Source organism: Spirulina subsalsa PCC 9445, from assembly GCF_000314005.1.
Classification (GTDB): Bacteria; Cyanobacteriota; Cyanobacteriia; order Cyanobacteriales; family Spirulinaceae; genus Spirulina_A; species Spirulina_A subsalsa.
Window position 1 is genome coordinate 4,960,675 of sequence record NZ_JH980292.1, and the last position, 12,480, is coordinate 4,973,154.

The window sequence follows — 12,480 nt, forward strand, 5'->3', positions numbered from 1 at the left end:
ATAAGGTGGTTTATCATGAAATTCTTACAAAGTTTATTTGTCTTTGGTTTGGGCTTAGGTATCGCAATTTTACTGAAAATGGTGCTGAGAGAATTTGAACTCGCCAAAGATATAATCGCTTGGATTAATACTGTGATATTTGTAGTAATCGGCTTTGCTTGTGGTTATCAATGCCGATGTTTTGGCGAAACAAATACAGTTATTATGGTATTAGCAATGTCGATCTTTTTATATCTATTTAACTCAATTGTAGGGTATTACGAATTCGTGGATGCACTCTCACTACAATACAACAACCCAGAACAAATTGCCGATGCTTTTCTAGAATCTAAAGTTGGCTCTTCTGGGGTTTGGGGTTTTTATGTTTATGGAGTCATTGGAGAAGCGACTAATTGGTTGGGCAAATTGATATTATGGGCGATTCAATTATGGTTTTTTGGACTATCCTTGTTTTGGGCAGTTCTGGGGTGGGCACTCGCAAAAGATATGCAGTAGAAAAATCATTTTAACTCACCTCCATAACCGAAAAAAAATCCCCCTAATGATTTCAATTAGAGGGAGACAGTCTAAACACTACTGATTCTGTACTGTCGCAAAGCTAAACAAGAGGGAGAACAATAAATCTTTTATTGTTTACGTTTTGCTAACAAGCCCAAAAGACCCAATGAGAATAAAGAAATAGCGGCAGGTTCAGGAACTGTAACATCTCCTTCCCCTTCTACTAATTTGATTTGATAAGCCAGTTGAGAACGAGTGGGTTTTTGACCGCTTAACCAAGTCATGGTAGATTGACCTGTTAAGGTGAAACTGCCTACAATATTACCAATGTGTAAGTATTCAGAATCCCAATAACTACACCCAACTCCTCCACTACAAGCGGCGCTGGAGTTGGCTGCAATAGCTCCAGACATTACGCTGTCGGTTAAGAATAGATTATCAACTACCATACTGCTCCCATTAACTCGGGCGGTGGTACGAATGAGTAAATCTGAAAAGTTAGAAATTCCAATATTGCTTTTAGAAATTTCAAGCCCACCAACGGTATAGGTTAAGGTTTGGGCGATGCTGTCAAAAATAAGGGAAAAATCGACGGCCTGGCCGCTGACCCAGTTATCATAGTTAGCTTGAACGCGATTCTGGCTGCTGTTGGTTGCGTCGTGAATGTTGATTTCGTGTTCCCCGGTGCCGACTAAACCAATGCGGCTTTCTGCGGCCCAAGGAATTTCGATCCCTAATGCTTCAAATTCTGCTTCGCTGTAATGGCCTTTGAAGGTAAATGCTTCTGCGCTGGCGTTGCCGAAGAATAGGCCAAGGGTGGTAAGGGAAAGTGCGATCGCCGTTTGTTTAAATCTCATAAAAACCCCCAGTTGGATGGCTAGACAATCAATGGACAGAAAACTTGAACAGAAAACTTGATCTGAAGTGAACAGTATTTTCACCGAACTTGTTTCCACCCTAAGAAAAATGTTCCGGCATCGTCAATGACACAGCCCAAACTTCATCAAAACTATAGAAACTGGTTTAGATTTATCAAGGGTTCATGAAGGGATTGCCCATCAGGTCATTTCGCTAACCAGCCAAACAATTCACCCACCGTTAACAGCAATCCCTCGGCAAAAGTCGGCACAGGCAACGCCATCTCCGGTTCATCGAGGATTTCCAGTTCCCGACTGGGATAATAGACAAACACAGTGCGATCGCCCGGATCAATCAACCATCCCATCAATGCCCCATGCTTCAAACCATAAACAATATTTTTCACCACCTTCGTTTGACTCTGATCGGGGGAGAGGATTTCGATGATCCAATCTGGAACCAAGGGAAACACATTGGCAATCTCCCCCGATGAATCACAAGCAATACGATCCCAAACAAACACACTCACATCTGGCACAGTAGATCGATTGCCAAACGTACACCGCAACTCAGAAAACGCCCGCGCCACTTTTCGACCTCTTAATTCCCCGTTGATTTTAGGAACTAATTCACTTTGAATCGCACTATGCTTTCCTTGGGGCATCGGTTTTTGCCAAACGTCTCCCTCAACAAACTCACTCGCTGGCTTAGTTTCGGGCCTAGCCAAAAAATCCGCTAATGTCAGTTTTGCAACAGGCTGTCTGGAGATTTGAGCCATGATTCTGGTTCATCCTACTGGCTGACCCCATTCTAGCCAGAAACCCCAGAGCCGGGAAAATTTTCCAGCTTGCCCGTTATCGATTGGGAATTGTTGCGCTAGAATGGACACAAATCCCTATTTAGACGGATCTAATGGTATTTGACCCTAATTTATTCAACACCGAATCCGAGCAAGTCCAACGAAATACACTGCTTCAGTACCTTAAGCAGCAGCACCCGGAAGTGTTAGAACAAGTGGCTCAATCTGCAACCCCTGAAATTAAGCAGATTATCACCCAAAATGTGCAAGGTCTGATCGGGATGCTACCGTCGGAAGATTTTAACGTGCAAATTATCACAGACCGGGACAACATGGCGAATCTGTTGGCCTCTGCCATGATGACGGGGTATTTTCTGCGACGGATGGAACAACGGATGGAGTTGGATTCCACCCTAGATGATACCAGTTCGTTACGGTAGGTTTCCGTTGCGCTAACTTTCCTGAGTGGGGGGCGGAGGTAAGAGTAAGAGCAAGCCGTATGTCACAATGGAAACATTGATCTTTGCTAGTTTTCGCCATGAAATTTAAAGCTTGTGCGATCGCCCTCCTTTCCTTAATCCTTTGGGTCAGCAGTTGGGTCTTTTCCCCCCCCAGTTACGCCCTAACCTCCATAAAACTTAAAGATATCGGCTATCAAGACTGTCCCCCGGAACTGGCTCAAGGGGCCGTGATGAGCATGAACACCGATGCCGCCAACTGTTATTTAATTACAGGGACAGCCATCAATGAAACGGGAAAATACATCGTCGATGCGGATGTGTTCGGGCGAATTTATGATGCCAACGGCAACCCAGCCATGCAGAACCGCACCCGTTTAGGCACAATTCCCGAAGTCCCCCCCGGTGAAAGTACCTTTGCAATCCCCATCTTTATGTCAGCGACTCAACCCACCCCCCTCCAACTCAAACAGTTTAAGGCCTCTGGTTTTACAGCGCGAGTCCGTCCTTTTTATTATGATGATTTTGAAAGTAATTAGGGCTTGCTGAATCAGGTAATAGGTAATAGGTAATAGGTAATAGCGAATAGGTAATAGGTAATAGGGAATAGACATCTCCCCTGCTCCCCTGCTCCCCTGCTCCCCCTCTCCCCCTCTCCCCCTCTCCCGACTCCCCATTCCCCATTCTCCATTCCCCATGACTCTAACTTGGACAGAACTTGCCGCCCTTACAAACTGGCAAATTGACCGCGTAAATGGCCCCACTAACCCTCAATCCCGTCTCCGTCTCTTTAATCAGCCAGAATCGGCTGTGCGGGTGACATTGTATCGAGATAATCATGCTTGGTGTCCCTACTGTCAAAAAGTTTGGCTGTGGTTAGAAGAAAAGCAAATCCCCTACCGGGTCGAAAAAGTCACCATGTTTTGCTATGGGGAAAAAGAAGCTTGGTATAAGCGAAAAGTCCCCTCGGGAATGCTGCCCGCGTTGGAATTAGACGGGCGCTTAATTACCGAAAGTGATGATATTTTATTAGCCCTAGAGGAGACTTTTGGCCCCTTGGGATGGGGACTCAATGATCCCCAAGTGATCCCTTTACGACGCTTAGAACGCTCCCTCTTTCGTGCTTGGTGTAGTTGGTTGTGTTCGGCCCGTCAAGATGAAACCCGACGTAACCAATTTATCGGGGTAGTGGCACAGGTGGAAGCGGCCTTAAGTGAACATCCTGGGCCTTATTTTCTGCCGGAGTTTAGTGTCGTCGATGTGGTTTTTACGCCCTTTCTTGAACGCATGAACGCCAGTTTCTACTATTACAAAGGGTATTCCCTGCGGGAGGAAAATGAGCGTTTAGGGGCTTGGTTTGACGGCATGGAAAGCCGTTCCACGTATCGAGGAACCCAGAGTGATTTTCATACCCATGTCCATGATTTACCCCCTCAAATGGGTGCTTGTTGGGATAATGACAATCCTCAACGGTTAATTTATCAGGCCAAGGTGGATCATGGGCCTTGGTTGGATCTCCCCGATGCGCGTTATCCTGAACCGGAAACCTCGAAAGCGGAGGCACTGCACCGAGTCATTAAACACCATGAGAATATTATTCGGGTAAATCCGGCCGATAATGGCTTATTTGATGAGGCCTTGCGTTGCGCGCTAACGTTTATGATGACGGGGGAATTATGCCCTCCTCCTGCGGGTTCTGATGGGGCTTTACGATATCTGCGCGATCGCATTAGTGTTCCTCGGGATATGTCCATTTATGCCGCTAAACGCCTGCGAGAAGCTTTAGAAATAACGGCCGCCCTCGTGGGGGATAATCAAGGGATTCCCCTACCCGTCAAGCATCGTCGCGATCAAGATCCTGCTAATTTTGCTGGAGTGGGTTGATTGGGCTTTTCTCGTCTTTTTACTCAGAATTTCTGTGATTTCCTCTAAATTTCAGAACGAATTTTCAACGTAACGTTTAGTGAAATGTAGTCAAAACAACAAATATCTAAAAATTCAGTCGCTACCATTAAAGTAGTTAGGTGTGACTCAGTGTCCTCTTGTGCGGCGGATCTTCGTCAAGTTGCTACTGTAGCTGAGTGCTGGTCTGAGTGCTGACATTAACCAACAAACTAAAGGATTAAACTTGTTGATGAATCACGCTTCTATCCCTTCATCTTCTGCCATGTTTAAAACTATGAAACAGGGCGCTCGAATTATTGCGATCGCCGTCACCCTCATTGGTTGCGTGGTCATGTTTGGCTGGTTTTTCGATATTCCCCTCCTCAAAAGCATTTTACCCGGTTGGGTGACCATGAAAGCCAACACGGCCCTAGGATTTATTTTAAGTGGATCAGCGCTTTGGATTTTATATGAACGAAAAAGACCGCGTAAATTGTGGCGCATTGTCGCCCAAAGTTCTGCTGGGTTGGTATTATTAATCGGTTTACTAACTTTAGCTCAATACGCCTTTAACCTTGACTTTGGCATTGACCAATTATTAGTTAAAGAATCCGTCGATGCTGTAGCAACCGCTACACCGGGACGCATGGCACCCAATACCGCTTTAAATTTCTTCCTCTTAGGCATTGGGATTTTATTATTAAGCTATCGTCGCCCCATTTATCGGGTGATTCATAGTATCACCGTCGTGGTATTTCTCATCGCCTTTTTAGGGTTTTTGGGCTATGTTTACGGCAATGCCTACTTTTATCAGTATGGTTCCGCCTTCACCGCGATGGCTTTACATACCGCTATTGCTTTTATTTTCCTCTGTTTGAGTGTGCTTTTTGCTACACCCCGCAAAGGGATGATGTCCGTCTTAACTCAAGACAATGCCGGGGGATTAATGGCACAAAGGCTATTTCCCACAGTGATTATTTTACCCCCCGCGATTTGTTGGGTCATTTTACTGGGCTACCAACAACAAATTTATACCGCAGAACTCGCCATCTGTTTATTAGGGATTCTCCATGTGGTGATTTTTGGGGCGTTAATCTGGTGGAATGCCCGATCCTTGGGTAAGATTGATCAACGTCGCCATCAGGCAGAATTTGCCCTAAAAGAGGCAAATGAGGAGCTAGAAGAGCGAGTTAAAGAACGGACAGAACAGTTGATGCTCACCAATGATCAGCTAACGGTGGAAATTCGCGATCGCAAAAAAGTTGAAATCGCCCTCAAAGAGAACAACCAGAAGCTAAAAACCCTGATTAAAGAACTGAAAAGCACCCAGTTACAACTGGTACAAAGCGAAAAAATGTCCAGTTTAGGGCAATTAGTCGCTGGAGTTGCCCACGAGATTAACAATCCCGTTAATTTTATCTATGGGAATTTAGTCCACCTCGAAGAATACAGCCAGAACCTGATTGATTTAGTCGAAATGTATCAGAGACAATATCCCCAAGCCACCCCAGAAATTGAGGATAAAATTGAGGATATTGATCTAGAATTTCTCTTAAAAGATATTCCTAAAATTCTTGGATCGATGCAAATTGGGGCGAATCGCATTCGGGAAATTATCCAATCTTTACGCAATTTCTCCCGCATGGATGAGGCGGAAGTGAAAGAAGCGGATCTGCATCAAGGCCTAGATAGCACCTTATTAATTTTACATAATCGGCTGAAAGCAAAACCAGAAAGCCCTGCCATTCAGGTAATAAAAGAATATGGGGATCTGCCCTTACTTGAATGTTATCCCGGTTCTCTCAATCAAGTATTCATGAATATTCTCGCCAATGCCATTGACGCTTTAGACGAGTTTTATAACCAAGCATCCCCCAACACCCAGAAAGAAATGTCACGCATGATTGCCATTAAAACCAGTTGTGATGAAGACTGGGTGACAATTTTTATTTCGGATAATGGCATTGGGATTAAACCAGAAATTCGCAGCAGTTTATATGATCCCTTCTTCACCACCAAACCCATCGGCAAGGGGACAGGTTTAGGATTAGCCATTAGTTATCAAATTGTGGTAGAAAAACATCAAGGCGATTTGTCTTGTCTTTCTGAACCCGGACAAGGAACACAGTTTATCATTAAACTGCCCAAACGACGAGGGAAACCGATCCAATCGGCGGATTCAACCGCAGAAGTTAAGGGGGATTATGCGCTCCCTGAACTACATTAATGTTACCCGTATTTTTTGATGTTTATGTTGTCATTTGATGAGGCTTCATTGCAAAAACCTAAACCATTTTTAAAATGGGTAGGGGGCAAAACTCAATTAATCAATGAAATTGATCAAATGATTAGCTACCAAATTTCTCAACATAAAGAGCTTACTTATGTTGAGCCTTTTGTTGGTGGCGGTGCTGTCTTGTTTCATGTTTTATCAAAATTTTCTCAAATCAAAAATATTGTTATTAACGATATAAATTTAAACTTGATTAGTGCTTACAAATTAATCAGAGAAGATTGTCAAAATTTAATTTCATTGCTAACAAATATTGAGCAAGACTATTATAGTCTTGACTCAATTGAGGCTCAACAAGAATTCTATTTAGCGAAAAGAGAAGAATTTAATCAAGAGCCAAAAGATACACAATTTGGCTTATTGACTCAAACGGCTTTAATGCTGTTTTTAAATAAAACTTGTTTTAATGGGTTATATCGAGTGAATAAAAAGGGTCAATTTAACGTACCTTTTGGCAAATATAAACAACCTAACATTTGTCATACAAATAATCTTATTTCAGTTCATAAGAATTTACAAAAAGTGAAAATTTTGCAAGGAGATTTTGAACAGACTTTAAAATATGCTCAACCGCCAACTTTATTTTATTTAGATCCACCTTATAAACCGATTAAATCTACGTCTGCCTTTACGTCTTATTCTTCAGAACGTTTTAATGACGAGGATCAAGTTAGACTCAAACAGTTTTGCGATCAAATTCATAGTAACGGTCATTACTTTGTTTTGAGTAACTCAGATGTTAAAAACTTTAATCAGGAAAATACTTTTTTTGATGATCTCTATGAACACTATAAGATTAAACGAGTCAAGGCGAGGCGTAGTATTAATTCTAAAGGGGATGGACGGGGCGAATTATTTGAATTGCTAGTCACTAATTTTTAGTATATAGGGCTTACAGAAAAAGTCTTTTAGGATGCCACCTTCTCGCCCTCCTTACTTAGCTCAGGCCATGACAGGAGACGCGAGCAACAACAGAACCCTAACATCCTTCTTGTTTAACCAAAAAAGTGAGAACCTTCCCATCAATCCCCTTCAACTGCAACAGACCAAATTCCTCCACCTCCGAGGGGGAGAGATGCTGAGTCACCGCCGTTGAAACTAAAATACTATTGGGGTGAGTCGCTTCCTGAAGACGGGCGGCAATATTTACACTCGGACCAATGGCCGTGTAGTCAGAACGCAAGTTTCCTCCAAACATCCCCACCACAGCCGGCCCGTGATGGATGCCACAGCGAAACTGCACTGGGGGCGGCTGCTGCCCCCCCACAATGCCCTGTCGCTCCCAGTAAGCATTGAGGTCATCTAAACGTCGATACATTCCCCGGGCTGTATTCACCGCCCGACGCACTTGTTCGGCTGGGGGGAGGTCTTCTGGCGCGCCAAACAGGGCAATGATGGCATCGCCCATGAATTTATCCACCGTGCCACCATGCTCAAACACAACCTGAGTCATCGCTTCTAGATACTCATTTAACACTTGAGCAATGCCTCGCGCTTGGAGACGGTTGGAGAGTTGGGTAAAGCCGACAATATCACTAAATAAAATCGTCACTAAACGGGGGTCTGGGTGCAAATCTAGCTCCATTTCCCCCTTGGCTGCCCGTTTGACCATTTCGGGGGGTAAAAAGCGTTTTAAGACTGATTCTGTGAGGTAATCATTAATTTGTTTCACTCGGGCTTCATTTTCTTTGAGGGAGAGCAAATTTCGCACACTGGCCAACAGTTCCCGGTCATTGAAGGGTTTGGAGAGGTAGGAGTCGGCCCCTTGTTCGGTACCTTCTAAGCGGCTAGCTTCATCAGCTTTTGCGGTCAGGAGAATAATGGGGGTGCCGCGCAGTTCTTCTTCATTCCGTACCATCCGGATGAGATCCAAACCAGACACTTTGGGCATCATTAGGTCACTGATGACTAATTCCGGGCGCTGTTGTTTTAGAAGTTGAAAGCCTTCGGCTCCGTTGCGGGCGGTGGTGACTTGATATCCGGCGGAGGAGAGAATATGGGAAACATAGGTGCGTAAGTCGGGGTTGTCATCGACGACTAAAACCCGGTGCTGGTTGGGGTCTAGGCTCGGAAGGGTTTCAGGGGTGCTGACTAAACCTTCTGTGGGAATGGTATCAATAGCTCGGGCTTCATCAGCTTCGAGCAGTTCGGCTTCTAAATCGGCTAATTCTACCGCAGACCGGGCGGCTTGAATTTCTGTGGGAACTTCTAAGACTTGCTCTGGGGGTAAATGGGCGGAGCCATTCTGTAACCAGATGCTGAAGGTGGTGCCGGAGATTTGACCCTCGCTTTCTTCCCCCCGTTTGACGGAATTAACCATCACTTGACCGCCGTGAAGTTCGACAATTTCTTTGACTAGGGCTAATCCCAAACCAGTTCCTTCATAGGAACGGTTGACGGAGCCTTCAGCTTGGCGGAAACGGTCGAACAGGTAGGGAATTTGAGAGGCGGCAATACCAATCCCGGTATCTGTGACTTGTAAGGTGACATGATCCCCGGCTAGTTTGAGGGAAACGGTAATTTTGCCCCCAGGATCGGTGAATTTCATGGCATTGGAGAGTAGGTTATAGAGTACCTTGTCGAATTTTTCACTATCCAAGTAGATGGCACGACAGGACTCGAGTTTGATGTTTAACTGAATGCCCTTTTTTTGGCAGTAGGGGCGGAAGGTGTCCACAATTTGCTCGACAAATTCCTGTAAATCACAGGGGCGGAATTTGGGCTGCATTCGTCCTGCGTCTAGGCGTTGCAGGTCGAGGAGTTGGTTGACCAAGCGCAAGAGACGGCGAGAGTTGCGGAGGGCGATTTGGGCTTGATCATAGGGTAAGCCTTGCTGTTTGTTGATGGCGGACTCTAGGGGGCCAATCATTAGGGTGAGGGGGGTGCGGAATTCGTGGGAGATGTTTTGGAAAAATTCGGTTTTTTGTCGATCGAGTTCGAGCAGGCGTTCTGCTTGTTGGCGGGTTTTTTGGTAGAGGCGGGATTGTTGTACTGCGATCGCCGCTTGAGAAGCCACCGCCTGAGATAATTCAATATCATCCCCCGACCAATGACGGGGGCGTTCCGTTTGGCGGAGGGAAATACTGCCAATAATCCGCCCATCCACCAACAAGGGAACAATCAGCAAAGCCCGAGCCGGAGCGCGAATAGGCAAATCTACCCCCTTCATGGAGTCTGGGGTAGCCGCTACCATATCCTCCACCACAACGGGCTGTTTAGTGTGCAGGAGTTCTAACAGGACGGGATTTCCGGCAATGGGAACAAGGGACTGAGGCAGGGAAACACTGCCCACACGATGGGGGGTGAGGGCGGGATCTACGCTCGCATCGACTCGTTCGGAGTGGCGGTCATAGAGTCCCACACATTGGACAAACTCATCATCCTCAGTCCACAGAGACAAGGCACAACCATCCACCTCCAAAGATGTCCCCAACTGTTCCGTAATCGCCATAAAAATCTCTTGGGGATCCAAGGTGGAACGGATGGCGGAGGTAATTGTATTGACCAGGGTTTCCCGTTTGGCTAAAGCCTGCACCTTCTCATAGGCTCTGGCTTGAGAAATAGCTAGGGCGGCTTGATCCGCTACCATTCCCGCCAGTTGGCTCTCATCTTCCTCCCAGCCTTGATTTTTCCCGCAACGGTGGAGCGCTAACACAGCCATTAAATCCCGTTGACAGATGAGCGGCACCATTAACGTTGAGGTAATTTTTGCTCGGGCAAAAGCATCCAGACGATCCTGATATTGGGAACTCTCACCTTGAAAGTGGGGGTGAGATTGGATGTCGTTAATTACTTCCACCTGCTGGGTTTCCCAAACCGTTAGTTTTAACCAAGGGGGAGGTTCTGTAATCGTCAAAGACGCTGCCTCTTTCTCCTCCGAAGCGGCCGTTTCTGTTGGTCGCACAGCTTCACGAACGCAAGAGTTCCCCAAAGCCTTTTGATAAATAAAACACTCATCAACTAACTCATGATCGGCAAAAGAACGCAATAAACAAATATCAACATTCAGGACATCCCCCACGGTATTGACTACAGTTTGTAACACTTCCCGTAAGGGAGAATCCCCCAAACGGTCAAACTGAGCATTGCGAATAGTATTGGTGACACTATTGAGTAAAGTTTCCCGCTTGAGAGAGCGGGATAATTCTTCGGTGCGGATTTTGAGGACGTTGTGGGTATCTAAAGCCTGTTTGACAATTTCCTTGAGGGTTGTGGCTTCCCAAGGTTTGGTGACATACTTAAAGACCTTCCCACTATTGATCGCTTCTACTAAGTCCTCGACATCGGTATAACCTGTTAAGAGAATCCGGATAATATCCGGATACTGCATAGCCGTTAGACTGAGGAATTCTGTCCCCGTCATAATGGGCATTCGTTGATCAGAAATAATCACCGAAATATTGGACTCTTGTTCCAATATTTCTAGGGCTGTTGGTCCACTGGTTGCCCGTAAAACCTTATACTCCCGATGGAAAGTCCGATAGAGCAAATCGAGATTATCCGGCTCATCATCCACCACCAGAATTTTAGGCTTCTTCTTTGCTTGGGACTTCATCCACCGCATCTCCTACCGTTGCTGACGGGACGCACCTAGTGCGTCCATAGCCATCGGGAAAGTATAAGTCATTTACTCCTCTGGCTGGGCGCATTGATATCGCCTTGATCATAGTCGCTTCTGCACCCCCCAACATCAGTTACGACTTTTGCGATTCTCCAGTCGTTGGCTGACAACGGACTTGTTTATAATCTTATCGCTCTCTCCTCGGATTGGACATAGCCAGTTTGCTCTGATTCTGCTAGAGTACGGCTAAGAGAAAAAGGGAATAGGGTTTAGGGGTTTTGGTTTTGCCTATCCCTTGTTCCCTATTCCCGCTTTAAGTGGGGTGGCCGTGGACTACTCTTTTTTCGGGTTTAAAAATCAACCCATTGTTCAAGAACGGTATCCGGATCAATTGCCAACTCAAGACTCAGATTTTCCTTGGGAGTTGACTGTTCGCTCGGCTCAATTCCGGGACTTAAAATCCTTGGCGGATATTTTGACGACTAGCTTTCATTCTTCTGAGGGCTGGCTGACGGGGTGGTTGTATCCGTTTTTGAGTTTTGGCATTTATGAGGACCTCCGCAGTCGTTTCCGGGGGGCTTCCCCTCACTATCACTGTTTTACGGCGATTCTCGTTCCGAGACGCTGCGCGTTAGCATTGGCGAAGCCTTCCCAAGGAACGGAAAGGGAAGGAATTGCATCTATTCCTACCTCTACCGGACAACAGGAGGAAATCACCGGAACGGTGGAAATTGCCCTCCGCTCCCTCCCTAGTGGGGGGCATAGTCACCAGTATCCTTATATTTCCAATTTAGCGGTCAGTCCGAATTTTCGACGGCGGGGGATTGCTCGCCAATTACTTTTAAGTTGTGAACCTATTGCTCTAGAATGGGGCTTTAAGGAGATTTACCTCCATGTTTTAGAAAATAATGACCAAGCGAAACAACTCTATTGGTCTTTAGGTTATCGCCTCAAACGAGTAGAATCGGATTGTTTCTTTGGGGTGTTTCAACAGCCTAGACGGTTATTGCTCCAGAAGTCCCTTTGTTCAGGGTGTGGGAAATGGGGAATGGGGAGTAGGTCATAATTATCAATACTGAAGTGGGTGTGGGGGTGGCATTTCCAGTTCTTAATCGTTGATCTCAACGTT

The 12,480-nt window shown here is 45.7% G+C and carries 10 protein-coding genes; 7 read left to right on the top strand and 3 right to left on the bottom strand.

Annotated features, from left to right (window positions below):
* Positions 1-15 precede the first annotated feature (15 nt).
* Positions 16-495, top strand: a complete 480-nt coding sequence (locus SPI9445_RS0122610) for a hypothetical protein (RefSeq protein WP_017307075.1) — start codon at positions 16-18, stop codon at positions 493-495.
* A gap of 131 nt (positions 496-626) precedes the next feature.
* Here SPI9445_RS0122610 and SPI9445_RS0122615 read toward each other — a convergent pair whose 3' ends face one another.
* Both SPI9445_RS0122615 and SPI9445_RS0122620 read right to left on the bottom strand, forming a co-directional pair.
* Positions 627-1,355: a choice-of-anchor W domain-containing protein gene (locus SPI9445_RS0122615; protein ID WP_100227186.1), complete on the bottom strand. Its 729-nt coding sequence runs from the start codon at positions 1,353-1,355 to the stop codon at positions 627-629.
* Positions 1,356-1,561: 206 nt separating this feature from the next.
* Positions 1,562-2,134, bottom strand: a complete 573-nt coding sequence (locus tag SPI9445_RS0122620; protein ID WP_017307077.1) for a Uma2 family endonuclease — start codon at positions 2,132-2,134, stop codon at positions 1,562-1,564.
* A gap of 134 nt (positions 2,135-2,268) precedes the next feature.
* Here SPI9445_RS0122620 and SPI9445_RS0122625 point away from each other — a divergent pair, with 134 nt between their 5' ends.
* The 5 genes from SPI9445_RS0122625 (at position 2,269) to SPI9445_RS0122645 (ending at position 7,672) form a co-directional block, all read left to right on the top strand.
* Positions 2,269-2,595 (top strand): DUF760 domain-containing protein, encoded by a 327-nt coding sequence (locus SPI9445_RS0122625; RefSeq protein ID WP_017307078.1) that lies wholly within the window; start codon positions 2,269-2,271, stop codon positions 2,593-2,595.
* 98 nt (positions 2,596-2,693) lie between these two features.
* A complete protein-coding gene (locus SPI9445_RS0122630) occupies positions 2,694-3,152 on the top strand; it encodes a hypothetical protein (protein WP_017307079.1) in 459 nt (152 codons plus the stop codon).
* Between the two features lie 157 nt (positions 3,153-3,309).
* Positions 3,310-4,497 carry a glutathione S-transferase family protein gene (locus SPI9445_RS0122635; protein ID WP_017307080.1) on the top strand — a complete coding sequence of 396 codons (1,188 nt, stop codon included), beginning with the start codon at positions 3,310-3,312 and terminating at the stop codon, positions 4,495-4,497.
* A 295-nt stretch (positions 4,498-4,792) separates the two neighbouring features.
* Positions 4,793-6,724: a sensor histidine kinase gene (locus SPI9445_RS27935; RefSeq protein WP_237748000.1), complete on the top strand. Its 1,932-nt coding sequence runs from the start codon at positions 4,793-4,795 to the stop codon at positions 6,722-6,724.
* An 18-nt stretch (positions 6,725-6,742) separates the two neighbouring features.
* Positions 6,743-7,672: a DNA adenine methylase gene (locus tag SPI9445_RS0122645; RefSeq protein WP_017307082.1), complete on the top strand. Its 930-nt coding sequence runs from the start codon at positions 6,743-6,745 to the stop codon at positions 7,670-7,672.
* Between the two features lie 97 nt (positions 7,673-7,769).
* Here SPI9445_RS0122645 and SPI9445_RS0122650 read toward each other — a convergent pair whose 3' ends face one another.
* Positions 7,770-11,345, bottom strand: coding sequence for a response regulator (locus SPI9445_RS0122650; protein WP_017307083.1), 3,576 nt, complete (start codon positions 11,343-11,345; stop codon positions 7,770-7,772).
* A gap of 301 nt (positions 11,346-11,646) precedes the next feature.
* On the opposite strand from SPI9445_RS0122650, the gene SPI9445_RS26690 reads away from it, so the two are divergent.
* On the top strand, positions 11,647-12,417 hold the full coding sequence (locus SPI9445_RS26690) for a GNAT family N-acetyltransferase (RefSeq protein ID WP_017307084.1): 771 nt from the start codon (positions 11,647-11,649) through the stop codon (positions 12,415-12,417).
* Positions 12,418-12,480: the final 63 nt, after the last annotated feature.